A 26,548-nucleotide genomic window follows, 5' to 3' on the forward strand; every position below is an offset into this window, starting at 1 on the left:
CCGACCGAGCCTACTCAGGTTCGTCTTAGGCCCGCTGGCTACCTTGGCGTCATGGTTCGCTGGATCGGTCTGGGCGCTCGCCTGGTCGTGGGCGGTGTCTGGCTGTGGGCCGGCCTTCTCAAGGTCGGTGACCCCGAGGCCAGCGTGGCCGCGGTCCGCGGCTACCAGCTGCTGCCGACCGGCATGGCCGACACGGTCGGGCACGTCCTGCCGATGCTCGAGGTCGTCCTCGGCGCCGCGCTGGTTCTCGGGCTGATCACCCGGGTCTCCGGGGTCCTCTCGGCGCTCCTGCAGGTCGCGTTCATCGTCGGCATCGCGTCGGTCTGGGCGCGCGGCATCGAGATCAACTGCGGCTGCTTCGGCGACGGCGGTCCGAACCCCGACGCATCCGCCCAGTACCCCTGGGAGATCGCGCGCGACGTCGGCCTGCTGGCCCTCTCGCTGCTGCTCGTCTGGCGACCGACCACGCCGTACGCCGTCGACGGCTACCTCTTTCCCGAACCCTCCGAACCCTCCGAGCACCCGAACGAGCAGGTGGAAGATGTCGAAGCAGAATCGTGACCAGAACCGCGCCGAGAAGGCAGCGGCGATCCGTCAGACCCAGGCACGCAAGGAGCGCAACCGGCGCATCGCCATCGTGGCGGGTGTGCTGGTCGTGCTCGGCGCCGTCGTGGCGGCGGGCACCTGGGCGGGGTCGGGCTCCTCGAAGACGGACAAGACGGACTACTCCGGGATGGCACTGGCCAAGACCGACTCCTCGATCCTGATCGGTGACTCCGACGCGCCGGTGAAGGTCGTCATCTACGAGGACTTCCTCTGCCCGTACTGCCGCCAGCTCGAGGAGTCGACCCGCGACTTCCTCCGGGAGAGCGCGGCCAAGGGCAAGGTCCAGGTCGAGTACCGCCCGGTCAACATCCTCACCGGCTCGACGTACTCGGCGCGTGCGATGAACACGTGGGCCTACGTGCTGAAGAACTCCGCCCCGACGGCGGCGATGAAGCTGCACGACCTCCTCTTCGAGCACCAGCCGTACGAGCAGAACGCGGACGAGACCACGAACGCCGACATCCTCGAGCTCGTCGAGCAGGCCGGCGGGGACAGGGCCGACGCCGAGGCCGCGGCGAAGACCCAGGACAAGACGTTCTTCGAGGAGTCGGCGAAGTCGGCGACCGAGATCGGGCTCACCGGGACCCCGACCGTGGTGGTCAACGGCAAGAAGCTCGACGACCTGAACGTCCAGCAGATCGTGGCCCAGATCGAGAAGCAGGTCGCGGACTCCTGAGCGTTCCCGGCTCGTAGGGTGGGTCCATGAGCACGCTCTCCACCCCGTACGTCGACTTCATCGCCGGTCTGCCGAAGGCGGAGCTGCACGTCCACCACGTCGGGTCCGCCTCGCCGCGGATCGTCGCCGAGCTGGCCGAGCGCTACCCCGGGACGGTGCCGACCGACCCGGACCTGCTCGCCGAGTACTTCGCGTTCAGCGACTTCGGGCACTTCATCGAGGTCTACCTCTCGGTCGTCGACCTGATCCGCACACCGGAGGACATCCGGCTGCTGACCTACGAGATCGCCCGCGAGATGGCGGGGACCCAGTCGCTGCGGTACGCCGAGCTGACCTGCACGCCGTACACCTCGGTGCTCCGCGGCATCCCCATCGAGGCGTACAGCGAGGCCATCGAGGATGCCCGCGCGGCGGCGCTGCGCGACTTCGGGCTGCGGTTGCAGTGGATCTACGACATCCCGGGGGAGAGCGGTGTCCCGGCCGCCGACGCGACGTTGGAGTACGCGCTGAAGCACCCCACCGACGGTCTGGTGGCGTTCGGCCTCGGCGGGCCGGAGGTCGGCGTGCCGCGCCCGCAGTTCCAGCCGCACTTCGACGCCGCGCGCGCCGCGGGCCTGCACAGCGTCCCGCACGCGGGGGAGACGACCGGGCCCGAGACCATCTGGGACGCGCTGAACCTGCTCGGTGCGGAGCGCATCGGGCACGGCACCTCGGCGGCCGCCGACCCGGCGCTGCTGGCACACCTCGCGTCCACCGCGATCCCGCTGGAGGTGTGCCCGTCCTCGAACATCGCGACGCGCGCCGTCGAGCGACTCGAGGAGCACCCGATCACGGTGTTCCGCGACGCCGGCGTCGTGGTCACCGTGAACAGCGACGACCCGCCGATGTTCGGGACGTCGTTGAACCGGGAGTACGAGATCGCGGCCGCGCTGCTCGACCTGGACCAGGCCGGGATCGGCGAGCTCGCGAAAGCAGCCGTGAACGCGTCGTTCGCCGACGAGGGTTTCAAGCGGGGTCTTCGCAGCGAGATCGATGCGTACGTCGCGGACCACGCGTGACGGCGAGCATCGCGGCACGCACTCCGAACCCGGCCGTTGCGGCCGCGGAGAAGTAGCGGGCCAGCCGTCTCATACTCGGCTGGCCCACCACTTTTGTACGTGACGTCGCACTGTCAACCTGGCCGCGACACGCGACCGAAGCAGGACCAATCCCCGTGCAGCAGGTGAATTCACCGCAAACGTGCCTGGACGGATCGAAGCCCGCCCCGGGTCGCGTGCGGAACGACGGGGGCGGGCTTCGGGGGTCCGTGGGGTGGACCCTGTTCTGGGTGACCCGTTCCTACCCGGGGCCCCACGCGGCCAAACCTGCGGTTTCCGGGGAGGGGGAACGGGCAACGCGGCAGCAAGACGGGCGACATACGCGTGTGCCGTCCGATCCAGGTCCCGGCGTCCAGAAGGCGGCGCCGGGACCGCTACGTCCTGGGTGAATCGGCTCCGGAGTGGGTAGGACGAGGAGATCCGGGTCCTTCACCCACCACCCCAGGAGGTGCCATGCCCAGCCCCGAGATCGCCCGCGCGTTGGCCGATGCTGCCAGGGCGATCGACGCCACTCGTGACGTGGAGACCGCGCTCACGGCGATCACGACGTCAGCCGTCATCTCGCTGCCCGGCGTCGGTCACGCCGGAATCTCGTTGATGCACAAGGACGGCACGATCGAGACACGCGGAGCCACCAGCGACCTGCCCCGTCAGCTCGACGACCTGCAGTTCCAGTTCCAGGAAGGACCCTGCTACGACGCCATGCTCGAGGGCAGCCCGGACGTCCTGGTCTCCAACGAGATCCGGCACGACCAGCGCTGGCCGCGCTACGTCCCACCCGCGGTCGAGCTCGGGCTGAAGGCCCAGCTCGGCATCCGGCTCTTCAACGCCGACGGGGTCCACGGAGCGCTCAACCTGTACTCGACCGAGGGGGACGTCTTCCCCGACGAGGCCGTGGACCTGGCCCAGCTCTACGCGGCGAACGCTGCTGTCGTCCTGGGCAGGATCGCGCTGGAGCGCAACCTCCGCGCCGCCATGGAGACGCGGACCGTCATCGGCGTGGCGACCGGGCTGGTGATGGGGCGCTACGGGATCAGCCAGGAGCAGGCCTTCCAGTACCTCACCCGGATGTCCCAGACGACGAACACCAAGCTGCGGGTGGTGGCCGAGCAGCTCGTCGCCGACCCGCCGCGCAGCAGCGGTAACGAGGGATGAGCGAGGTGCGCCCCCGGCACGATTCGAACGTGCGACCTAGAGATTAGAAGGCTCTTGCTCTATCCAGCTGAGCTACGGGGGCCGAGCCAGCATTCTAGGCGGATCAGGCGGCGTGCAGCCGAAGCGGCAGGGTGCGGTGGCAGCGGATCAGGTTGTTGCGCGCCCACTCGGGCCTGCCTGCCGGTTCGATGCGGGTGACCTTCTCGACCAGCGTCGCGAGCAGCGTCTCGGTCTCCAGGCGTGCCAGGCCCTGGCCCGCACACGAGTGCGAGCCGCGACCGAAGGCAAGCTGCGCGGAGGCATCCCGGTGGATGTCGAACTGGTCGGGGTTCTCCCACACGAGCTCGTCGCGGTTCGCCGACGCGTACAGCACGAGCACCCGTGCCCGCCGCGGGATGGTCGTGCCTCCGACCTCGACGTCCGAGACCGCACGACGGGTGAAGGCCCGGATCGGAGCCTCGAGACGCAGCGCTTCGTTGGCGGCGTTCGGGATCAGCGACGGGTCGGCGCGCAGCGCGTCCCACTGGTCGGGGTGGGTCGCGAGCAAGTGCAGCGCACTGGCGATGCCACTGATCGTCGTGTCCAGCGAGGGGGCCAGGTAGTCGATCATCAGGGCCACCCCTTCCTTGTCGCTGATCACTCCGTCGGCCGCGGCGCGCAGGGCGTCCTCGCCGAGACTGCCCGGCAGCACGTTGCCGGTCCGCGCGATCTTCCGGGCGAACCGCATCATCCCGATGCTCGAGGACATCGTCCGCAGCGCCGTCGCGTTCATCGGGCCGAGGGAGTCGAACGTCGCGCCCGCCCAGCGCAGCAGGTGCTCGCGCTGGTCGGTCGGCCAACCCACCAGGTCCGGGACGACGCCCAGGGGTAGTGCGCGGGCCAGGTCGGTGACGCCGTCGACATCGACCCTGGCCACCGCAGCGTCGACGACCGAGGCGGCCATCTGCTCGATCTGCTGCTGCATGGTCGCCAGGGCGCGCGGGGTCATCCGCGGGGCGACGAGCTTGCGGCGGCGGGCGTGGTCCTCGCCGTCGCTGCTCAACGTGGTGTCGCGTCCGAGCCGGTTCACGACGGGGTTGAGTCCGACCCCGTCGCCGGAGATGAACGTCCTCGCGTCCAGCAGCACCGCCTTGCACTCGGCGTACCGGGTGATCGCGTAGACGCGGTGCTTCGGGAGCCAGACGACCGGACCGAGCTCGCGCATCCGTCGGTAGTGCGGGTACGGGTCGGTGCTGTTCGCAGGCGTGTACAGGTTCTCCCGGTACGACGGCACGCCGGTCCTCATCGCGTCACCTCCGCGACGGTGAAGTCCGGGCGGACCAGCGCGCCGCGGGCCCGGCCCGAGCGCAACCAGGTCGCCAGCTCGCCCCGGGCCTCGATGGTCACGGCACCGGGTCGCGGTGACGCCGGGCCGGTGGTGACCCAGGCCCACCCTCCACCTGTCCGGTCGTCGATGTTCGGGGCGAGCGTGCCGGCCAGCGAGCGCGAGAGACGCCCGCGGCGGACCAGCGCCGAGCGGCGCAGAGCCGGGCTGGTGCTCTCCACGACCCGGGCGCCGATGCCCGGGAGCCGGTGCAGGCGCGGCGCCAGGACCGAGCGCAGCAGGTCGCCGAGGCGACCGCCGGCGGTCATCGCAGCGCCGACGCCGATCGCCAGCCGGATCAGGGCAGCGGCGTGCGGTCGGCGTTCCTGCTCGTAGGTCTCCAGCGCCGACTCCGGCAAGGAACCGTCCAGGACGCCGGCGATCTTCCAGGTGAGGTTCGCAGCGTCCCGGAGGCCGGCGCCCATGCCCTGGCCGATGAACGGGGGAGTCAGGTGCGCGGCGTCGCCGAGGAGGAACGTGCGACCCGAGCGCCAGCGGTCGGCGAGCTGAGCGCGGAAGGTGTACTCCGCCGTGCGAATCACCTCGAAGCCGTCGAGATCGGTGTCCCACGGCGCGAGCAGCGGCGCGACAGCAGCGAGTGTGCTGAAGTCGGCGGCTGTCTCGTGGTCGAGGAGCTGGAACTCCCAGCGGTGCCGGCGCTCACCGATCCGCATGTACGTCGCGGCGCGGGTGGTGTCGCAGACCTGGTGCACTCCCTCCCAGTGACCGAGCTCGCGGTCGGTGGCGATGTCGAGGACCAGCCAGCGCTGCTCGAAGCGGAGGTTCTCCATCGCGCTGCCGATCGCCGCCCTGGTCAGGCTGTTGGCTCCGTCGCAGCCGAGCAGGAACTCGGCGGTCACGGTCTCCGGCACGCCGTCACGCTCGAAGGTGACCGACGGTCGCGACCCGTTCGTCACCGCGGTGATCTCGGCGCCCCCGAGCAGGGTCACCGACTGGTACGCCGTCAGCCGCTTCCGCAGGATCGCCTCGAGATCAGGCTGGTCGAACATGTTCGCAGCGGGGAAGCCGTTGACCGTGCGCGGGTTGGTGCGGTCGAAGGTGGACAGCACCTGGTGGTCGGGGCTGAGCAGGCGCAGGCCCGCGCCGGGACGGGAGATGGCGGCGAACTCCTCGGCGACACCCAGCTTGGCCAGGATCCGGTAGACCTCGTCGTCGAGGTGGACCGCTCGCGGTTGCGGGTAGACGTCGGTCCACCGGTCCAGCAGCAGGACGTCCACGTCGTGCTGGCCGAGCAGGATCGCGGCGGTGACACCGGTCGGTCCGGCTCCGGCGATCACGACGGTGTGGTGCATGTCAGCCGAACCGGACGGTGTTGCGCTGACGGCCGAGGTCGATCGCTCCGTCGTCGGTGCCGATGTGCAGCTCGACCACGTCACCGTCGCGGAGGAAGAGCTCGTTCTTGGCCTGGGCCTTGAAGAACGCCTTCCACTTCACGGCCGGAGGCAGCAGGGCACCGACGATCTCGACCGGCTTGGCGGGGGCCTTCAGGGCGGTGCGGTGCCCCCCGGCGTACCGGTGAGCAGCAGGTCGCCTGCGGCCAGCGGCTGGAACCCGGTCAGCGTGCCGAACGCCTCGACCGGCTTGAAGAGCATGTCCGCGACCGTGGAGTCCTGGCGGATCTCGCCGTTGACCCAGGTGCGCAGGCGCAGGTCGCCGAACCGCTTCCAGTCCTCGGCGTCGAGCAGCACCAGGTACGGGCCGACGGGAGTGAAGGTCGGGTAGGACTTGCCCTCGAAGAATTGCGTCTTGGGCAGCTGGAGGTCGCGGGCGGAGACGTCGTTGGTGACCACGAGGCCCGCGACGTGCTCGGCGATGTTCGCCTCGGTGATCGTCGTCCCGACCGGGACGTCCTTGCCGATGACCAGACCGATCTCGACCTCGTAGTCCAGCAGCGTCACGTGGGCGGGGCGCACGATGTCGTCGAGCGGACCGGTGATCGAGTGCGAGGTCTTGCGGAAGAACGTCATCGGGACGGTCGCCGGGTTCATCCCGGAGTCGCGGATGTGCGAGACGTAGTTCGTCATCTGGGCGACCACCCGGCAGGGGGCGGTCACCGGGGACTGCAGGGCCTCGGGCGCCGGACCGGCCGCGGCCGCCGCGGCCGACGTGATGGCGGCCCGGTCGGCCAGCAGTTCGGCAGTCGTGGTCGCGCGGGTGGGGATCAGGTGGGCGCCCTCGGCGGTGAGGACCCACCACTGGTTGTCGGCACGGAGGACGGTGGTGGTCATGAGCTGGCTACTTTCAGGAGGCCCTTGAGGCGGGTGCGGGTGAAGTCGGAGTCGTTCCTGCGCAGGGCGGAGGCGATGGCGCGTGCCTCGGCGATGGAGTCCTTTCCGGGCCGGAGCCCGAGGAAGTCCTTGGTGACCGGCGGGCCCCACTGCGCCAGGCCGGAGGCGGTCATCGGCGCCCAGCCGGGCTCGAGGGTGTTGTCGAACATGTCGCCGTCGGTGAAGTGCTCGACCATGAACCCGTCCGGGTCGCGCCAGTAGTCGAAGATCTGGCTGCCCTGGATGTGCCGTCCGATGCCCCAGGAGCGGTGGTAGCCGGCCTCGAGCAGCACCTCCCCACCGGCGGCGAGCGCATCGAGGTCGGTGACCTGGTAGGCCGAGTGCACGTACCGGTTCGACGGCCCGAGCGTCATCGCCAGGGTGTGGTGGTCGGCGGGTTCGGAACCGCGGTCGCACCGGATGAAGCTCATCGTCGGCCCGAGCTCGCGCTGGCCCTCGTAGTACTGGAAGTCGCTGACGATGAGCCCGAGGTTCTCCAGGTACCAGTCAAGTGCGGCTCGGTACTTGTTCGTCTGCAGCACCACGTGGCCGAGGCGCTGGACCCGCGCCGGCTCGGCGGGCGGCCGCTGGGTGCTGTTGGTGCGGGGGACCTCGGTGCCGGTGTTGTGCACCAGGGGCTCCTGGTCGGGCAGGGCGTCGAGCTCGTGGGTCCCGCTGACCACGCGGACCCGGGCGCCGCTCGGGTCGAGCGTGTCGACGGTGATGCCGCCGAGGGACTCGCGCAGCGGGCTCACCCGGGTGCCGAGGTGGTCGGCGAGGCGGAGCACGTCGGCGTCGCAGTCCGCCCGGAAGGCCGGTCCGGTGAAGCGCGACCTCGCGCCCCGGCGGATCAGCACCGCGGGGGAGCCGGCGAGGGTGCCGCGCAGGTGCAGCTCGTCGGCCGTGCGCAGGCTGGTGCTGAACCCGAAGACGTGGCCGAACTTCTCCGCGGCCGCGAGGTCTGGCTTCTCGAACTCGAGCCAGGCGAGGTCGCGGACCTTGACGACGGGGTTCCTCGCGCGGCCGGGGTGCTCGCCGGCGGTACCGCCCTGCTCGCTGTGCAGGTCGCTGTGGGTGTGGTGAGTGCTCATCGATCCCCTCTTTCTGAGGAAATCGTCAACTATCCCGCGAGTAGTGTCAAGGGTTTCTGACGAATTCGTCAGGAATGAAGATTCGTTGCTACGGTTCCGTGCGTGAGCGTGAAGCAGGAAGGGCGCAAGGCGCGGACGCGTGCTGCCTTGGTGAAGGCCGCTCAGCGACTGATCGCAGAGGGGCGTGACAACGTCGCCATCCTCGAGATCACGCAGGTCGCCGACGTCGGCATGGGTTCCTTCTACAACCACTTCGCCAGCAAGGAAGAGCTCTTCCAAGCAGCCGCCGACGACGCGATCGAGGCACACGCGGACCTGCTCGACCAGCTCGCCGAGGAGTACGACGACCCCGCCGTCGTCTTCGCCCAGAGCTACCGGCTCACCGGGCGCCTGCACCGGGTGATGCCCGAGCTGAGCAAGGTGCTGCTCTCCTACGGACCGGCGGTGATCGGGTCGGACCGCGGTCTGGCGCCGCGTGCACTGCGGGACATCGAGCTCGGGGTGGAGTCCGGGCGGTTCACGCTCGCCGACCCGAAGGTCGCGCTGATGCTCGCTGCCGGGGGAGTGCTGACGCTGGGCACCGCCCTGCACGAGGACCCCGCCCTGGACGACGCGTCGACGGTGGACCAGATGGCCGAGGACCTGCTGCGGATGTTCGGCGTCCCGGCGGACGAGGCGGCGGAGATCTGCTCGCGACCGCTCCCTGCGCTGCCGTCCTGACGGGTTTGGCCGCCGGCACCACGGGTACCTGCTTCTGGCCGACACGGCGTCGGCGCGCGTGAAAGGGGAACCCCGTGGATCTCATCTTGTGGCTGATTGCTGTTGTTCTCGTCGTCTCGGGAATCGTGACTGCGCTCCGCGGACAGGTTCTCTACGGTGTGCTCCTGGTCGTCCTGGGCCTGCTCGTCGGACCGGGTGGCGTCTCGATCTTCAGCTAGTACCAGACTGTGACCATGCCTGAACCCCGCGTCCTCGGCGGCCGCTACGTCCTCGGGGACGTCGTCGGCTCCGGAGGCATGGCCGACGTCTACCGTGCCGAGGACTCGCTGCTGGGACGAACCGTCGCCGTCAAGCTCCTGCGCGACTCGGTCCCCGACCCGGGAGCCCGGGAGCGCTTCCGCGACGAGGCGCGCACGCTTGCTCGGCTGAGCCACCCGGGGCTCGTCACCGTGCTCGACGTCGGCACGGAGGGCGAGAACCAGTACCTGGTCATGCAGTACGTCGACGGGACCGACCTCTCCCGGCTCCTGCGCTCCGAGGGCGCCCAACCCCCCGCACGCGTCGCGGCGCTGGGCAACCAGGTCGCTCAGGCCTTGGCCTACGCGCACGCGAACGGCATCGTCCACCGCGACGTGAAGCCCGGCAACATCCTGGTCGACGGGGACCGCGTCCTGCTGACCGACTTCGGCATCGCGCGGGCGCTCGGGGACGCCGCAAGGCACACCCGGACGGGCGACACGATCGGCTCGCCGGCGTACCTCTCGCCCGAGCAGGTCAGCGGTGAACCCCTGACCGAGGCCGTCGACGTCTACTCGCTGGGGCTCGTCCTGCTCGAGGCCCTGACCGGTGCGCGTGCGTACGACGGCACGCCCGTCGAGGCCGCTGTCGCGCGACTCACGACCGCTCCTGCGATCCCGGTCTCGGTGGGGCCGGTCTGGCGCGACCTCCTCGAGGCGATGACCCGACGTCTCCCGGAGGAACGTCCCACGCTCGCGGCGGTCGCCGCGGTCCTGGAGGCGGAGGCTGCCGAGGGAACGGGCGCGTCGTTCGTGCCCTTGGTGGTGCCGACGCCGGCGACCGAGGTCGAGCAGACCATGGCCGCCACGATGTACACGCCGGCCGTACGCCGCTCGCCGCTGACCGCCTGGTGGCGGTGGGCGGTCGCAGCTGTCGTTGCGGTGGGCCTGGTGGTCGGAGGCGCGGTCCTGCTCCGGCCGGAGCAGTCTCCGGCTGTAACGGCTTGGAAGGTTCCGGCGGGCGTGTCGGCCTCGCTGGAGCCTGCGCTCAAGACGCTGCATGCGTCGGTAGACGCTGCGCTGCCCGGGGCGGAGCCGCTGAAGACCCGCCTCGGCCTCGTGGACCAGTCCCTGGCGGCGCACAGCTACACCCAGGTACGTCGGGACCTGACGGCACTCGCCGCTCAGACGAGAGCGCTGCGGGCTGGGGGATCCGTGTCCGCAGCCGAAGCCGACGCGATCCTGGCGGCGGTGGCGGCGTTGCGCGCTGGCCTGCCGGCCCCTCCGACACCGACCCCGACGGCTACGCCCACGCCGACCGTGGTCAAGGCGCCGGCCGCGCCGACCAAGAAGGCCCCGGCCAAGGCGAAGGGCAACGACAAGAAGAGCAAGCCCAAGGGTCCGGGCAAGAAGGGCAAGGGCAAGGGCAAGCGCAAGTAGCGGCTACTGCCCGGCGTTCTCCCGAGCCAGGCACCGGTAGACCGTGCGCACCCCGACGGCTCGACGGAGCTGCTTCATGAGCGACCCGAAGAACTGGGTCCGGTAGGTCTCGTCGCTGACCGCGTAGACGGTGAAGTAGAGACCGGAGAAGGCCGACAGGAACGTGGAGACCCGGACCAGCTCGTGGGTCAGCAGCGGCAGGCTGTCGACGAAGGGCGTCGGAGCGTCCGGCCCGACCCACGACCGGATGACGTCCGGCTTGATCGAGACCATGCCGAAGACGACGAAGAACGTGAACATCGCCAGGCTGAGCAGCAGGACCTGCAGGGCCTGGGAGATGAGCAGCACGAGCACGAGGTTGGCCTTCGCGAGACCGGTGACCTGGGCAGTGGCGATCAGGTCCGCGTCCTCGTACGACGCCGCGACTCGGGCTGCCTCGTCCTCCAGCGGTGTCCCGGCGCACGCTGCCGTCAGGCGCGAGCCGGTCATCTCGTCGTCGACCTGGTCGAGCTCCTCGGGCAGCCGGACCAGGAGGAACGCGATCGCGACCAGGGCGAACAGCACCACCGAGACCCAGAGCACGCCGTCGTCCAGGGCCGAGGCGACCTGCCAGACCTCGGTGTTGATGAACAAGAAGGTCACGAAGAGCAGCAGCAGCGGCAGTGCCCGGGTGACCAGCGGCACCAGGAGCCCGAGCGAGGACAGCGTGCGCCCGATCGTCCAGCGGACGACCGTGCCGGCGTACAGGCGGCGGGCGGCGTAGGTGACGAGAGGGACGCCGCTGGCGAGCAGTGCGAAGAGCACGATGCTGCTGGTGTCCTCGGTGCCGAGGCCCGTCCCGATGCCCGCGCCGGCGGCGAAGAGGGCGGCGACGGCCGCCACCGCACCCAGCGGGCGGCGTCCGAGGCGACCCTTGACCGTGCGGCGGATGTCGTCCACGAAGTAGGGCAGCCCGCGGCTGACGAACCACTGCTCGGCCGCGACGGAGGGGGAGGGCTGCGACATGGATCGGGAGTATGCCAGTCAGATTGTTTGGTCATGTGATCAGATAGCGGCCGTCCACCTATCGTCAGGAGCTCCGATGTCCGACCAGTCCCGCGCTCAGCGTTTCACCGACCGCCGTGTCCTCGTGACCGGCGCCGCCGGCGGCGTCGGCAAGCAGCTCGCCGACCTGTTCCGCGCCGAGGGGGCCACCGTCGTCGGCACGGACGTGACCGAGGCCGAGGGCGTCGTCGCGACCGACCTCGCCGACCCGACTGCAATCACCGCGCTGGCCGAGCACGCGCTCTCCGAGCTCGGCGGCCTGGACGTGCTCTGCAACGTCGCCGGCGTCCAGTCGCACTCCCGTCTCGAGGCGCTGACCCCGGCGAGCCTGGGCCTGCACCTCGCCGTCAACACCGTCGCGCCGATCCTGCTCACCCAGGCGGTGCTGCCGGCGCTGGTGGAGTCGAAGGGCAACGTCGTCACCGTGGCATCGATCTCCGCGCTGATGGGCCAGCCCTACAACACCGCGTACTGCGCCAGCAAGGGTGGAGTCCTCCTGGCGATGCGCGCGCTGGCGATCGAGCTCGCCGACAAGGGCGTCCGGGTCAACTGCGTCTCGCCGGGTGGTATCGACACCAAGATGATCGAGGGTGCGGCCAACAGCCTCCCGCAGGACGCGAACTGGGACCTCGTCGCCAAGAGCCAGGGCGTTCTGCCGGGCTTCATGCCTCCCGCCGACGTGGCTGAGGCGATCATGTTCCTCGCCTCCGACGCTGCCTCGTCGATCACCGCGACCGACCTGAAGGTGGACCGCGGCGTCGTCTGGTGACATGTCCCTTCTCACACTCGTGGACGTGCCCCCACCTGGGACCCGAAAGCCCCTACAGTGTCCGACTAGCGCGGTCACGGGGCTGACCGCGGAGTCCTAAGGAGAAACCGTGCGTATCGGAATTCCCCGCGAGTCGAAGGCCGGCGAGACCCTCGTCGCTGCGACGAGCGCGACGGCCGGACAGCTGCAGAAGCTCGGGTACGACGTCGTCGTCCAGACCGGTGCCGGCGTGTACGCCGACCAGCCGGACTCGGCGTACACCGACGCCGGGATCACCGTCGGCAGCGCCGAGGACGTCTGGAACAGCGAGATCGTCGTCAAGGTGAACGCGCCGACGCCCGAGGAGATCGGCAAGCTCCGTCCGGGCGCCGTGATCATCTCCCTGATGGCTCCCGGCCGCAGCCCGGAGCTGGTCGACCAGCTCGTCGACGCCGGCGTGATCGCGCTGGCGATGGACGCGGTCCCGCGGATCTCGCGCGCGCAGTCGATGGACGTGCTGTCCTCGATGGCCAACGTCGCCGGCTACCGCGCGGTGATCGAGAGCGCGCACGCGTTCGGTCGCCAGTTCACCGGTCAGGTCACCGCGGCGGGCAAGGTCCCGCCGGCGAAGGTCTTCGTGGTGGGTGCCGGTGTCGCCGGTCTGGCCGCGCTCGGTGCGGCCGGCTCGATGGGCGCCGTCGTCCGTTCCTTCGACGTGCGGCCCGAGGTGGCCGAGCAGGTCGAGTCGATGGGCGCGACCTTCGTGACGGTGAATGATCCGGCCATGGAGGCCGCAGCTTCCTCCGACGGCTACGCCAAGGAGATGACCGCCGAGCAGGAGGCCGCCACCGCGGTGATGTACGACGAGGAGGCGCGCGGCGCCGACATCGTCATCACCACCGCGCTGATCCCGGGCCGTCCCGCCCCGAAGCTGATCACCGCCGAGACCATCGCCGGGATGAGGACCGGTTCGGTGATCGTCGACATGGCCGCGGCCAACGGCGGCAACACCGAGCTGACCGTCACCGACGAGGTCGTGGTGACCCCGAACGGCGTCACGATCATCGGCTACACCGACCTCGCCGGTCGTCTGCCCGCGCAGACCTCGCAGCTGTACGGCACCAACATCGTGAACCTGCTCAAGCTGATGACGCCGGAGAAGGACGGGGAGCTCTTCCTCGACCTCGAGGACGTGATCGTCCGCGGCATCACCGTGGCCAAGGGCGGTGAGTCGATGTGGCCGCCGCCGCCGGTCCAGGTCTCGGCCGCGCCGGCGGCCGCTGCGGCTCCGGTGGCTCCGGCGACCGAGCCGAAGGCCCCGCTGACGGCCGGCGCGAAGGTCGGGCTGGTACTCGGCGCGATCGCGGCGTTCTGGCTGGTCAACGCGACCGCTCCGGACCCGATCCCGCAGCACTTCACGACCCTGATGCTGTCGATCGTGATCGGCTACTACGTCATCGGCAAGGTGGCGCACGCGCTGCACACGCCGCTGATGTCGGTGACGAACGCGATCTCCGGCGTGATCGTCGTCGGAGCGCTGCTCCAGATCTCCACCGACGACGGCGTGATCCGGGCGCTCTCGACGATCGCGATCCTGCTCGCGTCGATCAACATCTTCGGTGGCTTCGCGGTCACCCGTCGCATGCTCGGCATGTTCAACAAGGGGGCCTGACCGATGGACGTGTTCTCTGTCGCGAATGCGGCGTACATCGTCGCTGCACTGCTGTTCATCCTGTCGCTGGCGGGTCTGTCCAAGCACGAGTCCGCCAAGAGCGGTCTCACCTACGGCATCGTGGGCATGGGGGTCGCGCTGGTCGCGACCGTCGCCCTGGTCTGGGACTCCAGCTACGACACCTCCATCCTGCTGACCCTCGTCGCGATCGCGGTCGGCGCTGCGATCGGTCTGTGGCGGGCCAAGATCGTCGAGATGACCGGCATGCCGGAGCTCATCGCGGCGCTGCACTCCTTCGTGGGTCTCGCCGCCGTGCTGATCGGCATCAACGGTCACCTCGAGGGCGCACACTCCGCGCTGCCGAGCCTGATCAACATCCACGAGGCGGAGGTCGCCATCGGCATCTTCATCGGTGCGGTCACCTTCACGGGTTCGATCGTGGCCAACCTAAAGCTGTCGGGGAAGATGAAGTCCGACCCGCTGATGCTGCCGGGCAAGAACCTGATCAACGTAGGTTCGTTGGTCGTCTTCGCGGTCCTCACGGTCATCTACGTGACCGGCGACAAGGGTGACGCGCTCCAGGACGTCATCCTGGTCGTGCTGACCCTGCTCGCGCTCGCCCTCGGATGGCACCTGGTCGCCTCGATCGGCGGTGGCGACATGCCCGTCGTGGTCTCGATGCTCAACAGCTACTCCGGCTGGGCCGCCGCGGCGTCCGGCTTCCTCCTGAACAACGACCTGCTCATCGTCACCGGTGCGCTCGTCGGGTCCTCGGGTTGCGTACCTGTCCTACATCATGTGCAAGGCGATGAACCGCTCGTTCATCTCCGTCATCGCGGGTGGTTTCGGCATCGCTGCTCCGGCGGGTGATGCGAAGGACTACGGCGAGCACCGCGAGATCCAGGCCGAGGGGGCCGCCGAGCTGCTGGCCAACGCCTCGTCCGTGGTGATCACCCCCGGTTACGGGATGGCGACGGCGCAGGCCCAGCACGCGGTCGCCGACATGACCGCGAAGCTGCGTGCGAAGGGCGTCAACGTGCGGTTCGGCATCCACCCGGTCGCCGGTCGTCTGCCGGGGCACATGAACGTGCTGCTGGCCGAGGCGAAGGTTCCCTACGACATCGTGCTCGAGATGGACGAGATCAACGACGACTTCCCGGAGACCGACGTCGTCCTGGTCATCGGTGCCAACGACACCGTGAACCCGGCGGCGTTGGACGAGCCGGGCAGCCCGATCGCCGGCATGCCGGTGCTCGAGGTCTGGAACGCCAAGGACGTCATCGTCTTCAAGCGGTCGATGGCAGCCGGGTACGCCGGCGTCCAGAACCCCCTGTTCTTCAAGGAGAACAGCCAGATGCTGTTCGGTGACGCCAAGGACAAGGTCGAGGAGATCGTCCGCGCGCTGCCGAGCTAGGGCGGGTCAGGAACCCTCGGGCTGCAGGCCCCGCATCACGACGTCCAGGAGGTCCCCGGCGAGATCGTCGGGGACCTCGACGTCTTCCACAGTCGGTCCCGCGATGGGCGAGATGACCGTGACCAGGATCGACATGATCACCGAGCCGAAGATCGACATCGACCCGAGCAGCGGGTTGTGGATCTCGCGCAGGGAGCCGTCCTTGTTGCCTTCGACCATGAGTCCCTCGACCGGGGCGTAGAACGCCTGCGCGAGTGCATCGATGAGCGTCGGCGTCCGAGCGACGCGGCCCAGGTCACCGATCAGCGCGGCACCGAGGTCCGGGTTCTCCACGAGCAGCCGGATCTGGGTTTTCACGACTGCCTCGAGACGCTCCTTCGCGGTGCCCTCGGTGCCGGCCGCCATGGCTGCCTGGTCCGCGATCGCGGTGAGCATGTCCTCGAAGAGGAAGGCGAGGATCTCTTCCTTGCCGCTGAAGTAGTAGTAGAGCGTCGCCTTCGGGACACCGCTGGCGTCAGCGATCTCGTCGATCTTGGTCTGCTCCAGCCCCTGGCCAGCGATCAGCGGGAGGGCGTTCTGGAGCTGAGAAGCAATCTGGGCCGGAACCTTACGCATGCGGGTTATCCTTGCGGTCCCGCGGGTGCCGCACAACTTTCGTGTCAAAGGGGCGTGCCAAACGCTTCGTTTGTACTCGGAGTACAAACATGGTGTATAACTATCCTGTGGACACGAATCAGACGCACGACAAGAAGCCCGGACGCAGCGTCAAGGCGATCCTCCGCCTGCCGCTCGTCACGATGGGTCTCTGGGTCGTTCTCGGAGCACTCGGCATGGCGTTCCTGCCGAGCGTCGATCACGTCGTGGCGAGCCAGAGCAACGGTGGTCTGCCCAAGGACGCACCGACGCTGGCAGCGCTGACCAAGATGGACGACGCGTTCGGTTCCGGCCGTGCCCGCTCGTTCGTGCTGGTCGTGTTCGAGAACAAGGACAAGCTCACCGCCGTCGACGAGGCGGCGTACACCAGCCTGGTCGCCAAGCTGAAGTCGCGGACCGACTACGTCGCGGACGTGCAGGACTACGTCGGCGACGCCGACAAGAAGAAGGCGCTGACCAGCACGGACGGGCAGGCGACCTACCTCCCGGTCGGGCTGACCGCCGACTTCGGCACGGTGCAGTCCAACGACCAGGTGAAGTGGGTCCGCGAACAGGTCAAGGCGTCCACGGCCAGCCTCGCGCAGGAGTCCAAGGTCTACGTCACCGGGGACCCCGCCAACCTGATCGACATGACAGCGTTGGCGACGAAGGCGAACGAGATCTCGGGCATCGTCTCGATGGTCCTGCTCTTCGTGATCCTGCTGCTCATCTACCGCCGCTTCGCGAGCGTGTTCGTCCCGCTCGTCACGATCGGTATCGCCACCCTGTGCACCAACAGCGTGCTCTCGCTCGCCGGCCAGGCGGGCATGGGGTTGTCGACCTACACCGAGTCGTTCTGCGTCGCGATCGTGCTCGGCGCGGGAACCGACTACAGCATCTTCCTGATCTCGCGGTTCCGGGAGGAGTACGCCCGCACCGGTGACGTCTACCAGGGCGTCGCGCAGGCGATGATCAAGATCGGACCGGCGTTGCTCGCCTCGGCCGGCACGGTCGCGATCTCCTCGATGGTGCTGAACTTCGCCCAGCTCAGCGTGTTCGCCACCACCGGCCCTGCGATGGCGGTCGCGGTGAGCACGACGGTGCTGATCGCGATGACCGTCACCCCGGCCATGCTGCTGCTCGTCGGCCGGCGGATCGGGCCTGCTCCGGCCGCCCCGGAGAACAGCTTCTGGAACCGCACCGGTCGGTACGTCGCCGCGAAGCCGGGCCGCATCCTGCTCGCCGGCACCGCCGTCCTGGTGCTGCTGACCGCCTTCATCCCGACGGTCACGATGGCGTACTCCGAGAAGCCGGACGACCCGAGCGCGACCGAGGCCGCCAGCGGCCAGAAGGTCCTGGACGACCACTTCGGCAAGTACACGACCCAGCCCGACTACGTGCTGATCAGTGCCGACCACGACATGCGCAACTCCCGCGACCTCGCCGTGCTCGCTGCGGCGAGCCGCGACGTCGCGAAGCTGGACAACGTCGCGTCGGTCCGCTCGGCGGCACAGCCCGGTGGCGAGGCCCTCAAGGACGCCCGGATCACGTCCACGCTGGACAAGGTCGCGACCCAGCTCGGGTCGGCGGCCGACGACATCAAGGGCGGCAAGGGCGGGCTCAACGAGCTGAAGAACGGCACCGCGTCGCTCGCGAGCGGCGCCGACCAGCAGGCAGCCGGCATGCGCCAGGCCGCGAGCGCGATGCCGCGCCTGATCAACGGCATGGCCCAGCTGACCAGCGGTACCTCCCGCTCGGCCGGCGGTGCACGCCAGCTCGCCAGCGGCGCCGACCAGATCCGCGGCGGTCTGCGCGACCTGGCCAACGGTCTCGAGCAGGCTCGGTCCGGCCTGAGCCAGTCGACCAACGGCATCGGCCAGGTGCTGCAGGCGCTCAACTCCGACCCGTTCTGCGCGCAGAGCCCGATCTGCCCGCAGGCCCGCGCCGGACTCGCGCAGATCTACAACGGCCAGAAGAACCGGCTGGTGCCCGGCCTGTCCCAGGCCTCCCGCGCGGCCTCGCAGCTGGCCGGTGGCCAGGGCAAGATCAGCGACGGTCTGCGCAACCTGGCGAACGGCCTCAACCGGTCGGTCGCCGGTCACCAGCAGCTCAACGGTGGACAGCGCAGCCTGTACGGCGGCCTGAACCAGCTCGCCAGCGGCAGCCAGCAGCTGGCCAACGGTCTCGACAAGCTCCCGCCGGGGATCAGCGACATCGTGGAGAACACGATCAAGCTCGGTGACGGTCTCGACAAGACCAGCGACGTCCTCGGTGACGTCAAGGAGCAGTCCGACACCTCCGAGGCGGCCGGCTTCTACCTGCCGACCTCGGCCCTGGACAACGAGAAGTTCGCGTCCGCCCTCTCGAACTTCCTGAGCTCGGACGGCCGTGTCGCCCGCATCCAGATCATCGGCGCGACCGACCCGAGCGCCAACGACGGCCTGAACCGCTTCGATGCGGCGAAGGACCGGGTCGCCGAGGCGCTCCAGGGGACGACCCTGGACGGGAGCAAGATCGAGACGACCGGCGCTGCCGGTGGGGCAGCGGACCTCCGTCACTACTTCAAGGCGGACTTCAAGCTGGTCCTGATCGCGGTGCTGCTCACGGTGCTGGTGCTCATGATGATCGTGCTGCGCTCGCTCATCGCGCCGCTGTACCTGCTGCTGTCGGTGATCCTGTCCTACGGCGCCGCGCTCGGTCTGACGGTGATCCTGTTCCACCAGATCCTCGGTCAGGACATGCCGTTCAACGTGCCTGTGCTCAGCTTCGTGCTGCTCGTGGCCGTCGGGGCGGACTACAACATCCTGCTCATGTCCCGGATGAGGGAGACACGGGGGCGGCTGACGCCGCGGGCGGTCGGCGAGGCTGTCACGGCCACCGGCCCGGTGATCACCTCGGCAGGCATCATCTTCGCCAGCGCGTTCCTGCCGATGGTCGCCTCGACCCTCTCGGCGGTCGCCCAGCTCTGCTTCACCGTCGTGGTCGGCCTGCTGCTCGACACCTTCGTGGTGCGGACCCTGATCGTGCCGGCGTGCGCCGCCCTGCTCGGGGACAAGAGCTGGTGGCCCGGACGTTCCGAGGATGCCGGTACGTCGGTCGCCGCGACCGCCGGTCCGGGCTTCTCGCTGCCGAAGCCGAAGATCCTGGCGCCGCCGATCATGACGGCAGACACCTTGTAGAACCCGTTTCCGCCCGGGCCTGGTCGGGTAGTGCTCCTGCATGAGTACTACAAAGTTGCACTACACGACTCCCGGGCTGGACGAGGCGGACGCGATCCGCGTCATCGATCTGCTGCAGTCCCGCCTGCACGCGACCAACGACCTGCACCTGACGCTCAAGCACGTGCACTGGAACGTGGTCGGCCCGCAGTTCATCGCGGTGCACGAGATGATCGACCCGCAGGTCGAGGCCGTTCGCGCGATGGCCGACGACCTGGCCGAGCGGATCGCAACCCTGGGTGGCGCGCCGCGCGGTACGCCGGGAGCGCTCGTCGCCGAGCGGAGCTGGGACGACTACAGCATCGGCCGTGCCTCCACCCAGGACCACCTCGAGGCGCTCGACGTGGTCTACCGCGGCGTCGTGACGTCGTACCGGGAGAACATCGACGAGCTCGAGAAGCTGGACCCGGTCACCCAGGACCTGCTCATCGGCCAGACCGAGAAGCTCGAGCTCTTCCACTGGTTCGTGCGGGCGCACCTCGAGGACGCCTCGGGGCGGCTGCGCACCGACCAGTAGGGCTCAGCGACCGTCCCGCAGCGCTCCCATCCAGGCCTCGATCTCGTCGGGGTCGCGGGGGAGCGCTGCGGACAGGTTGCGCGAGCCGTCGGCCGTGACCACGACGTCGTCCTCGATCCGGATACCGATCCCGCGGAGCTCCTCGGGCACCAGCAGGTCGTCCTCCTGGAAGTACAGCCCGGGTTCGACGGTGAGCACCATGCCCTCGGCCAGCGGTCCCTCGGGGTAGACCTCAGGCGCGGCCACGGCGCAGTCGTGCACGTCCATGCCGAGCATGTGGCTGGTGCTGTGCAGCGTCCAGCGGGCGTAGACCTTGCTGTCGGGAGCGAGTGCCTCCTCCACCGAGCAGGGCAGCAGCCCGAGGTCGCCCAGCGCGTGCGCGAGCACGTCCATCGCCGCGTGGTGCGGGTCGCGGAAGTGCGCGCCGGGGCGGACCGCGTCGAGTCCGGCCTGCTGGGCGTTGAGCACCGCGGTGTACAGGTCGCGCTGCAGGCTGGTGAAGCGGCCGTCGACCGGCAGGGTCCGGGTGACGTCGGCGGTGTAGAGCGAGGAGGCCTCCGCGCCCATGTCGAGCAGCACCAGGGTGCCGGGATCGATCGGGCCGGAGTTCTCGATCCAGTGCAGCGTGGTCGCGTGCCGGCCGCCGCCGACGATCGAGTCGTACCCGATGTCGTTGCCCATCGCGCGGGCGCGACGGAAGAACGTTCCCTCGACCCAGCGCTCGCCGTACTCCAGGACGCGGTCCCACTCCCGGACGCTGTCCTCGAAGCCGAGCGTCGTGATGTCGCAGGCGTGCGCGAGCTCGTCGAGCTCCCAGGCGTCCTTGACCAGGCGGAGCTCGGAGAGCACCCGGGCGAGGTCCTGGTCGCGGCCGGCGTCCTCGGCGACCTGCTTGTCGAGGGCCGCGTCGACGCCGCGCAGGACACGGGTCTTGGCGCTGCCGCCGAGCGCGCCGTCGAGCTCGTCGATGTGCCGGGTCGCGATGCCCAGGGAGTCCGACAGCTCGCCCAGCGACGGTCGTCGGCCGGCCCACAGCTCGCCGTACTGGCGGTCGCGGAAGAACTCGTCGGTCTCGCGGCTGCTGCGCGGGCGGGCGAACAGCGTGGACTCGCCGCCCTCGATCACCAGCACCGCGTCGGAGGTCTGGTTGCCGGTGAGGTGGGTGTGCGCGGTCTCCGGACGGAAGCGGTAGTCGGTGTCGTTGGAGCGCACCTTGAACCCGCCCGAGGGGATCACCAGGCGCTCGTCGGGGAACATCTCGGCCAGCCGTGCGCGCCGGGCGGCCGCCCAGGAGGCGACCGGGTGTGCCGGGAGGTCGAGCTCGCGATCGCCCCAGCCGCTGCGCATGAACGCGGCGTACTTCTCGGGCACGGCCTGGTCGTGGTTCTCGGTCCGGGCCCCGGTCTCGTCTGTGTGGTCGCTCACGATTCCTCCATCCCGTCACTGTACGACGGTCCCGTCGGTCCTCCCCGAGCGCGGGGATGTCGGGATCCGGTGCTCCGGGCCACTAGGCTTCAGGCCATGTCCAGCAGTCGTCGGAGTCCCCGGAACAGTGTTGCGTTCACGGTGACTCTCGGCGTGACGATGCTGATCGGTGCCGGCGTGATGGCGCTAGTTCTTTTCGCCTCCGGCGCGCCCGAGGCGGTCGCCATCGGCGTGGTGCTCTCGGCGATGCCGTTCGGGCCCGTGATCGGCTGCTACCTCTGGCTGGACCGGTACGAGCCGGAGCCGCGGTCGCTGCTGCTGCTCGGTCTGGGCTGGGGCGCCTTCGTCGCCACCACGGCGGCGATCTTCCTGCAGGCCTTCGACGCCTTCGCCTTCGGCCCGTCCGAGGCGGTCGAGTCGGTCCTGGTCGCCCCCGTCACCGAGGAGGCGGCCAAGGGCGCCTTCGTCCTCCTGCTGCTGCTCTACAAGCGCGCCGAGTTCGACGGGATCCTCGACGGCATCGTGTACGCCGGCATGGTCGGCGTCGGATTCGCCTTCGTCGAGGACATCCTCTACCTGAGCCAGGCCTACATCGGCGAGGACGGTCGCACCGGTGGCATCGAGGACGCGGTGGCGCTCTTCATCATCCGCGGCATCGCGAGCCCGTTCGCGCACCCCTTCTTCACGGCGTTCATCGGCATCGGTCTGGGCATCGCGGTCGGGAGCCGCAGCGGCGCCGTCCGTCTTCTCGCGCCCGTGGTCGGCTACGCCTTCGCGGTCGGTGCGCACGCCGCCTGGAACGGGTCGCTGCTGATCAACGGCGGCTCCGGCGTGCTCGCGGCGTACCTGGGCCTGATGGTCCCGGCCTTCCTCATCATGGTCGCGTTCGCGGTCTGGTCGCGCCGACGCGAGGGCGTGCTGCTCGCGACGTCGCTGACCGACTGCGCGGCGCGCGGGTTCCTCGACGCCCGCGAGGTGCCGTGGCTGACCCGGATCCCGGCCCGCAAGGCGTGCCGCCGGTACGCCGACCAGGTCGGCGGCAGGCCCGCGCTGGAGGCGATGAAGGACTACCAGGGGGAGGCCATCGAGCTCGGCTTCCTGCACCACCGCTACCTGCGTGGCACCGCACCGGCTCGTTACGAGGAGATCGGTCAGGAGCACGTCGCCCGGATGCACGCACTGCGACCGGCCTTGCTCTGGCCCCAGACCGCGGAGGCGCTGCGATGACGTCCCTTCCCCTGCCCGGCCCGGCCACGGCCCAGCTGGTCACCACGCTGGTGCGTCTCCGCGAGGCCCTCGAGGGTGCCCGGCTGCCGCTGGCGATCCCTGACTCCGAGCCCGCGCGGAAGGCCCGCGCGGAGATGCTCGACCAGCTCGAGGACTACATCCTGCCGCGGCTGATCCAGATCGACGCCCCGCTGCTGACCGTGGTCGGAGGTTCGACGGGTGCCGGCAAGTCGACGCTGGTGAACTCGCTGATCGGTCAGCGCGTCACCGAGCCCGGCGTCCTGCGCCCGACCACCCGTGCGGCGGTCCTGGTCTACAACCCGGCCGATGCCGAGTGGTTCAGCAACCCGCGGATCCTGCCGGACCTGCGTCGTACAGCAGACGCCTCGATCGACCCGGGCGCTCTCCAGCTCGTCGCCTCGACCGCGATCCCGCCCGGCCTTGCCGTGCTGGACGCGCCCGACATCGACTCGGTCGAGGAGCAGAACCGGACCCTGGCCACCCAGCTCCTCGGTGCCGCCGACCTCTGGCTGTTCGTCACCTCCGCCGCCCGGTACGCCGACCAGATCCCGTGGGAGTACCTGCGGCAGGCGGCCGAGCGCAGTGCCGCGGTCGCGATCGTCCTGGACCGGACGCCTCCCGACGCGGTGGACGAGGTCAGCACCCACCTGGCCCGGATGCTCAGCGCGCGCGGCCTGCGGGACTCGCCCCTGTTCATCGTGCCCGAGGGTGACGTCGACGCGGCCGGCCTGCTGCCGTCGAGCACCGTGCGGGAGATCCGAGCCTGGCTGAGCTCGCTCGCCGCCGACACCAGTGCCCGCCAGGGAGTCATCCGGCAGACGCTCGAGGGGGCGATCCGCACGCTGCCGACGCGCAGCTTCACCGTCGCCGACGCCTCCCACGACCAGGTCGAGACCCAGGCGCGGCTGCGGCGGGAGGCCGAGATCGCGTACGAGGCCGCCCTGAACGAGATCGACCACGCCTCGGCGGACGGCTCCCTGCTGCGCGGCGAGGTCCTCACGCACTGGCAGGAGTTCGTCGGGAGCGGGGAGATCCTCAACGGCCTGGAGTCGCGCGCCAGCAGGCTCCGCGACCGGGTCAGCAACGCGGTCAAGGGCGCGCCGCAGCAGGCGAGCCTGCTCATCGACGCCGTCGAGTCCGGTCTTCAGGCCCTGATCGTCGAGCACGCCGAGACGGCAGCCGCGCGGACCGATGCCGCGTGGCGTTCCCTGGACGCCGGCGCAGCCCTGCTCGACTCGATCCCCGAGGACCTCTCCCGGGCCTCCCGCGACCTGCGGCTGCGCGCCGAGCAGACGGTGCGGGAGTGGCAGCAGCGGGTCACCGAGCTGATCGGCGCGGAGGGCGGGCACCAGCGCGAGGGTCTCTCGGTCGCCATGATGGTGGTGGTGCTCGGTCATGCGGGCAGCACGACGGACGGAGTCGCGGCGCTCGGTGCGAAGATCCTGGAGGCCGCGTTCGGCGAGACCGCCACCCGCCGGCTCGCCGCGGAGATCCGCGGGGACCTGAACCAGCGGATGCTGCTGCTGGTCGACAGCGAGCAGCGCCGGTACGGCGACCGGCTCGACGCCTTGGGCGTCTCTGCCCACGTCGAGGAGGAGCTGCGCTCAGCGGCCCGCCAGATCGACGACATCCGGTTCGCCGTACAGCCCCGCTGAGGCGTGAACAACGGGTGTCACTCGGTAGGCTGAGGGCTCAACGCCAGCAGTCGTGAGGGAGCAGATGACGTCCTTGCTCGAGGGGCCCAACAACCTGGGCGCCCGGGGTACCGAGATCGGGGTCCGTGTGAAGGGCCTCGATGCCGCCGTGGGCGCTGCCCGCGGCCGACTCGACGACGCCTTGCTCGCGCCCGCCACCGAGGTGGTCGGCAAGGCTGCGGAGAGGTTGCGCCTCTCGGCCGACCACACCGTCGTCGCGCTCGGCGGGGCGACCGGCTCGGGCAAGTCCTCGACGTTCAACGCGCTGGTCGGTCTCGAGCTGGCCTCGGTCGGCGTACGTCGCCCGACGACCTCGTGGGCCTCCGCGTGCACCTGGGGCACCAACGGCGCCAGCGAGCTGCTGCAGTGGCTGGGCATCCCGCCCCGGCACCAGGTGGTGCGCGACTCGATGCTCGACACCGGCCGCGAGCCCAAGGACATGGACGGGCTCGTCCTGCTGGACATGCCCGACCACGACTCGACCGAGGTGGCGCACCACCTCGAGGTCGAGCGCCTGGTCCGGCTCGCCGACCTGCTGATCTGGGTCCTGGATCCCCAGAAGTACGCCGACGCGGCGATCCACGACCGCTACCTGCGCCCGCTCGCCGCGCACACCGGCGTGATGATCATCGTGCTCAACCACATCGACGAGGTCGCCGAGGAGCGTCGCCCCGGCATGCTCGCCGACCTGCGCCGGCTGCTCGACGCCGACGGGCTGCACGGCATCTCGCTGATCCCGATCTCGGCGCGCGAGGGCATCGGCATCGAGGACCTCCGCAAGACGCTGATCGCCAAGGTCGCCGACAAGGCGGCCACCAAGGCCCGTCTCGCCACCAACCTGACCGAGGTCGCCGGCGCGATCGCGAAGGTCAACGGTCAGGCCACCCCGCCCGTGATCGAGCAGAAGGACCGCGACGGTCTGCGGCAGGCGCTCGCGGAGGCGGCCGGCGTACCGGTCGTGGTCGACGCCGTCCGCAAGGCGAGCCTGGTCCGCGCGCAGCGTGCCACCGGGTGGCCGGCGGTCTCCTGGGTCGCGCGCCTGCGCCGTGACCCGATCAAGCACCTCCAGCTCGGGGCCAGCGACCGCGAGTTCATCGCGAGCGCGCGTTCCGCCGTACCGGACACCAACCAGGTCCAGATCCCGCGGGTCGACGGCGCCGTGCGCGACCTGGCGGACCGGCTGTCGGCGCCGCTGACGCGGCCGTGGCAGACGGCCGTCAGCCGTGCGGCCACCGCGCAGCTCCCCGAGATCTCAGCTCGGCTGGACCGGGCCGTGATGGCCACCGACCTCGAGGTCGGGCGGACGCCTGCGTGGACCCAGCTCGTGCGCGGGCTGCAGTGGGTGCTGCTGCTCGCTGCCGTGGCCGGTGGGGTCTGGTGGGCCGGTGTGTCGGCGGCCGACCTGCCCGACCCGGAGGTGGGCGGGGTGCTGGTGCCTGCCCTGCTGCTCGTCGGGGGGCTGCTCGGCGGGCTGCTGCTGGCGCTGGGCTGCCGGGCCGCGATCGGCAGCATCGCGAACGGGCGGGCCGAACGCGCCGAGTCCCGGCTGCGCGCTGCCGTGGAGCAGGTCGCGGACGAGCTGGTGATCGCGCCGCTGACCGTGGAGCTGGACGCGTACCGGGCGACCACGGAGAACCTGCGGATCGCGCTCGGCTGAGTTCTCCCCAACCCGGTCTGTCCCCAGGTGGCGCACAGGCGGGCCTCGCACCCGGTTGCGGCCGACCGCCTCTGACGCATCGTGCTCCTTCCACTACTGCGAGGGAGATGCTGATGAACGAGACGATGGTGACGCTGCAGGGCTGGGTCGGCAACGACGTCGAGGTGCGCGAGGTGGGGGAGACCCGGGTGGCCACCTTCCGCGTGGGGAGCACGCCGCGGTTCAACCGGGCCGGCACGTGGGTCGACGGCACCACGTCGTGGTTCACGGTGAACTGCTGGCGCGGGTTGGGGCGCAACGTGGCCGAGTCGATCCGCAAGGGCGACGCGGTGGTCGTCCACGGGCGGGTCAAGGTGGACGTCTGGGAACGCGAGGACCAGCCGGCCTCGGTGTCCTGGATCGTGGAGGCGACCTACGTCGGGCACGACCTCAACAAGGGCACGACGCTGTTCGCCAAGTCGCCGCGGACCACCACCGTCGACACGGTCCCGGACGCCGCCCTTCGCGAGCAGCTGCACAGCTTCTCCGCGGACGGCCCGCAGCTGAACTCCGACGGTGACGAGGTCGCACCCGCTTCGCCCGAGGTGCCCGCGCCCGCGTAGGCTC

23 protein-coding genes, 1 tRNA gene and 1 pseudogene are annotated in these 26,548 nt (G+C 70.0%); 16 read left to right on the top strand and 9 right to left on the bottom strand.

The window, feature by feature from the left end:
• Positions 1-51 precede the first annotated feature (51 nt).
• The 4 genes from ABIE44_RS15715 (at position 52) to ABIE44_RS15730 (ending at position 3,534) form a co-directional block, all read left to right on the top strand.
• Positions 52-561 carry a DoxX family protein gene (locus ABIE44_RS15715; RefSeq protein WP_209715474.1) on the top strand — a complete coding sequence of 170 codons (510 nt, stop codon included), beginning with the start codon at positions 52-54 and terminating at the stop codon, positions 559-561.
• Complete coding sequence (locus tag ABIE44_RS15720; protein ID WP_209715472.1) at positions 542-1,282, top strand: DsbA family protein; 741 nt, start codon at positions 542-544, stop codon at positions 1,280-1,282. Before ABIE44_RS15715 ends, ABIE44_RS15720 begins: the two co-directional genes overlap by 20 nt.
• Before the next feature lie 26 nt (positions 1,283-1,308).
• Positions 1,309-2,340, top strand: coding sequence for an adenosine deaminase (locus ABIE44_RS15725; protein WP_209715469.1), 1,032 nt, complete (start codon positions 1,309-1,311; stop codon positions 2,338-2,340).
• A 492-nt stretch (positions 2,341-2,832) separates the two neighbouring features.
• Positions 2,833-3,534, top strand: a complete 702-nt coding sequence (locus ABIE44_RS15730; protein WP_209715465.1) for a GAF and ANTAR domain-containing protein — start codon at positions 2,833-2,835, stop codon at positions 3,532-3,534.
• An 8-nt stretch (positions 3,535-3,542) separates the two neighbouring features.
• Here the strand turns inward: ABIE44_RS15730 and ABIE44_RS15735 are convergent.
• The 6 genes from ABIE44_RS15735 to ABIE44_RS15760 all read right to left on the bottom strand — a co-directional run bounded on the left by ABIE44_RS15735 (position 3,543) and on the right by ABIE44_RS15760 (position 8,276).
• Positions 3,543-3,616: transfer RNA gene (locus ABIE44_RS15735), tRNA-Arg, on the bottom strand.
• Between the two features lie 21 nt (positions 3,617-3,637).
• Positions 3,638-4,819, bottom strand: a complete 1,182-nt coding sequence (locus tag ABIE44_RS15740) for a cytochrome P450 (RefSeq protein ID WP_354438153.1) — start codon at positions 4,817-4,819, stop codon at positions 3,638-3,640.
• The gene (gene mhpA / locus ABIE44_RS15745; RefSeq protein ID WP_209715462.1) at positions 4,816-6,210 is read right to left on the bottom strand and encodes a bifunctional 3-(3-hydroxy-phenyl)propionate/3-hydroxycinnamic acid hydroxylase MhpA; all 1,395 of its coding nucleotides are present in this window, start codon (positions 6,208-6,210) and stop codon (positions 4,816-4,818) included. The genes ABIE44_RS15740 and mhpA overlap by 4 nt, the downstream gene beginning before the upstream one ends.
• A gap of 1 nt (position 6,211) precedes the next feature.
• A complete protein-coding gene (locus tag ABIE44_RS15750) occupies positions 6,212-6,352 on the bottom strand; it encodes an SH3 domain-containing protein (RefSeq protein ID WP_354438155.1) in 141 nt (46 codons plus the stop codon).
• 50 nt (positions 6,353-6,402) lie between these two features.
• Positions 6,403-7,146 carry a fumarylacetoacetate hydrolase family protein gene (locus ABIE44_RS15755; protein WP_354438156.1) on the bottom strand — a complete coding sequence of 248 codons (744 nt, stop codon included), beginning with the start codon at positions 7,144-7,146 and terminating at the stop codon, positions 6,403-6,405.
• Positions 7,143-8,276, bottom strand: a complete 1,134-nt coding sequence (locus ABIE44_RS15760) for a VOC family protein (protein ID WP_209715457.1) — start codon at positions 8,274-8,276, stop codon at positions 7,143-7,145. Before ABIE44_RS15760 ends, ABIE44_RS15755 begins: the two co-directional genes overlap by 4 nt.
• A 102-nt stretch (positions 8,277-8,378) precedes the next feature.
• On the opposite strand from ABIE44_RS15760, the gene ABIE44_RS15765 reads away from it, so the two are divergent.
• The 3 genes from ABIE44_RS15765 (at position 8,379) to ABIE44_RS15775 (ending at position 10,672) form a co-directional block, all read left to right on the top strand.
• Positions 8,379-8,996, top strand: coding sequence for a TetR/AcrR family transcriptional regulator (locus tag ABIE44_RS15765; protein WP_209715453.1), 618 nt, complete (start codon positions 8,379-8,381; stop codon positions 8,994-8,996).
• A gap of 74 nt (positions 8,997-9,070) precedes the next feature.
• Positions 9,071-9,214: a GPGG-motif small membrane protein gene (locus ABIE44_RS15770; RefSeq protein WP_209715450.1), complete on the top strand. Its 144-nt coding sequence runs from the start codon at positions 9,071-9,073 to the stop codon at positions 9,212-9,214.
• A gap of 15 nt (positions 9,215-9,229) precedes the next feature.
• A complete protein-coding gene (locus ABIE44_RS15775; RefSeq protein WP_209715447.1) occupies positions 9,230-10,672 on the top strand; it encodes a serine/threonine-protein kinase in 1,443 nt (480 codons plus the stop codon).
• 3 nt (positions 10,673-10,675) lie between these two features.
• Here ABIE44_RS15775 and ABIE44_RS15780 read toward each other — a convergent pair whose 3' ends face one another.
• Complete coding sequence (locus tag ABIE44_RS15780) at positions 10,676-11,677, bottom strand: hypothetical protein (protein WP_209715443.1); 1,002 nt, start codon at positions 11,675-11,677, stop codon at positions 10,676-10,678.
• Between the two features lie 76 nt (positions 11,678-11,753).
• On the opposite strand from ABIE44_RS15780, the gene ABIE44_RS15785 reads away from it, so the two are divergent.
• From ABIE44_RS15785 to pntB, 3 genes and pseudogenes are all read left to right on the top strand, one after another.
• The gene (locus ABIE44_RS15785; RefSeq protein WP_209715440.1) at positions 11,754-12,485 is read left to right on the top strand and encodes an SDR family NAD(P)-dependent oxidoreductase; all 732 of its coding nucleotides are present in this window, start codon (positions 11,754-11,756) and stop codon (positions 12,483-12,485) included.
• Positions 12,486-12,594: 109 nt separating this feature from the next.
• Positions 12,595-14,136, top strand: coding sequence for a Re/Si-specific NAD(P)(+) transhydrogenase subunit alpha (locus ABIE44_RS15790; RefSeq protein WP_209715436.1), 1,542 nt, complete (start codon positions 12,595-12,597; stop codon positions 14,134-14,136).
• Positions 14,137-14,139: 3 nt separating this feature from the next.
• Positions 14,140-15,550 (top strand): annotated as a pseudogene (gene pntB / locus ABIE44_RS15795) (Re/Si-specific NAD(P)(+) transhydrogenase subunit beta).
• Between the two features lie 6 nt (positions 15,551-15,556).
• Here the strand turns inward: pntB and ABIE44_RS15800 are convergent.
• The gene (locus ABIE44_RS15800) at positions 15,557-16,165 is read right to left on the bottom strand and encodes a TetR/AcrR family transcriptional regulator (protein WP_209715429.1); all 609 of its coding nucleotides are present in this window, start codon (positions 16,163-16,165) and stop codon (positions 15,557-15,559) included.
• Positions 16,166-16,272: 107 nt separating this feature from the next.
• On the opposite strand from ABIE44_RS15800, the gene ABIE44_RS15805 reads away from it, so the two are divergent.
• Positions 16,273-19,362, top strand: coding sequence for an MMPL family transporter (locus ABIE44_RS15805; protein WP_209715426.1), 3,090 nt, complete (start codon positions 16,273-16,275; stop codon positions 19,360-19,362).
• A gap of 40 nt (positions 19,363-19,402) precedes the next feature.
• The gene (locus ABIE44_RS15810; protein ID WP_209715423.1) at positions 19,403-19,918 is read left to right on the top strand and encodes a Dps family protein; all 516 of its coding nucleotides are present in this window, start codon (positions 19,403-19,405) and stop codon (positions 19,916-19,918) included.
• Between the two features lie 3 nt (positions 19,919-19,921).
• Here ABIE44_RS15810 and ABIE44_RS15815 read toward each other — a convergent pair whose 3' ends face one another.
• Positions 19,922-21,343, bottom strand: a complete 1,422-nt coding sequence (locus tag ABIE44_RS15815) for an aminopeptidase P family protein (RefSeq protein ID WP_354438158.1) — start codon at positions 21,341-21,343, stop codon at positions 19,922-19,924.
• A 96-nt stretch (positions 21,344-21,439) separates the two neighbouring features.
• Here ABIE44_RS15815 and ABIE44_RS15820 point away from each other — a divergent pair, with 96 nt between their 5' ends.
• From ABIE44_RS15820 to ABIE44_RS15835, 4 genes are all read left to right on the top strand, one after another.
• The gene (locus tag ABIE44_RS15820) at positions 21,440-22,570 is read left to right on the top strand and encodes a PrsW family intramembrane metalloprotease (RefSeq protein ID WP_209715419.1); all 1,131 of its coding nucleotides are present in this window, start codon (positions 21,440-21,442) and stop codon (positions 22,568-22,570) included.
• Entirely contained in the window at positions 22,567-24,246 is a 1,680-nt protein-coding gene (locus ABIE44_RS15825; protein ID WP_354438159.1) for an ABC transporter, read from the top strand. Before ABIE44_RS15820 ends, ABIE44_RS15825 begins: the two co-directional genes overlap by 4 nt.
• 64 nt (positions 24,247-24,310) lie before the next feature.
• A complete protein-coding gene (locus ABIE44_RS15830) occupies positions 24,311-25,942 on the top strand; it encodes a GTPase (RefSeq protein WP_209715415.1) in 1,632 nt (543 codons plus the stop codon).
• Between the two features lie 113 nt (positions 25,943-26,055).
• Entirely contained in the window at positions 26,056-26,544 is a 489-nt protein-coding gene (locus tag ABIE44_RS15835; RefSeq protein ID WP_209715412.1) for a single-stranded DNA-binding protein, read from the top strand.
• Positions 26,545-26,548: the final 4 nt, after the last annotated feature.

The sequence above is a fragment of the Marmoricola sp. OAE513 genome (genome assembly GCF_040546585.1).
Classification (GTDB): Bacteria; Actinomycetota; Actinomycetes; order Propionibacteriales; family Nocardioidaceae; genus Marmoricola.

Bases quoted from the DNA above. Each gene is read 5' to 3' on its own strand.
- ABIE44_RS15740 (WP_354438153.1), bottom strand. From the start codon at position 4,819: ATGAGGACCGGCGTGCCGTCGTACCGGGAGAACCTGTACACGCCTGCG.
- ABIE44_RS15830 (WP_209715415.1), top strand. From the start codon at position 24,311: ATGACGTCCTTGCTCGAGGGGCCCAACAACCTGGGCGCCCGGGGTACC.
- ABIE44_RS15755 (WP_354438156.1), bottom strand. From the start codon at position 7,146: ATGACCACCACCGTCCTCCGTGCCGACAACCAGTGGTGGGTCCTCACC.
- ABIE44_RS15785 (WP_209715440.1), top strand. From the start codon at position 11,754: ATGTCCGACCAGTCCCGCGCTCAGCGTTTCACCGACCGCCGTGTCCTC.
- ABIE44_RS15775 (WP_209715447.1), top strand. From the start codon at position 9,230: ATGCCTGAACCCCGCGTCCTCGGCGGCCGCTACGTCCTCGGGGACGTC.
- ABIE44_RS15715 (WP_209715474.1), top strand. From the start codon at position 52: ATGGTTCGCTGGATCGGTCTGGGCGCTCGCCTGGTCGTGGGCGGTGTC.
- ABIE44_RS15825 (WP_354438159.1), top strand. From the start codon at position 22,567: ATGACGTCCCTTCCCCTGCCCGGCCCGGCCACGGCCCAGCTGGTCACC.
- ABIE44_RS15820 (WP_209715419.1), top strand. From the start codon at position 21,440: ATGTCCAGCAGTCGTCGGAGTCCCCGGAACAGTGTTGCGTTCACGGTG.
- ABIE44_RS15760 (WP_209715457.1), bottom strand. From the start codon at position 8,276: ATGAGCACTCACCACACCCACAGCGACCTGCACAGCGAGCAGGGCGGT.
- ABIE44_RS15835 (WP_209715412.1), top strand. From the start codon at position 26,056: ATGAACGAGACGATGGTGACGCTGCAGGGCTGGGTCGGCAACGACGTC.
- ABIE44_RS15800 (WP_209715429.1), bottom strand. From the start codon at position 16,165: ATGCGTAAGGTTCCGGCCCAGATTGCTTCTCAGCTCCAGAACGCCCTC.
- mhpA (WP_209715462.1), bottom strand. From the start codon at position 6,210: ATGCACCACACCGTCGTGATCGCCGGAGCCGGACCGACCGGTGTCACC.
- ABIE44_RS15780 (WP_209715443.1), bottom strand. From the start codon at position 11,677: ATGTCGCAGCCCTCCCCCTCCGTCGCGGCCGAGCAGTGGTTCGTCAGC.
- ABIE44_RS15720 (WP_209715472.1), top strand. From the start codon at position 542: ATGTCGAAGCAGAATCGTGACCAGAACCGCGCCGAGAAGGCAGCGGCG.
- ABIE44_RS15730 (WP_209715465.1), top strand. From the start codon at position 2,833: ATGCCCAGCCCCGAGATCGCCCGCGCGTTGGCCGATGCTGCCAGGGCG.
- ABIE44_RS15810 (WP_209715423.1), top strand. From the start codon at position 19,403: ATGAGTACTACAAAGTTGCACTACACGACTCCCGGGCTGGACGAGGCG.
- ABIE44_RS15725 (WP_209715469.1), top strand. From the start codon at position 1,309: ATGAGCACGCTCTCCACCCCGTACGTCGACTTCATCGCCGGTCTGCCG.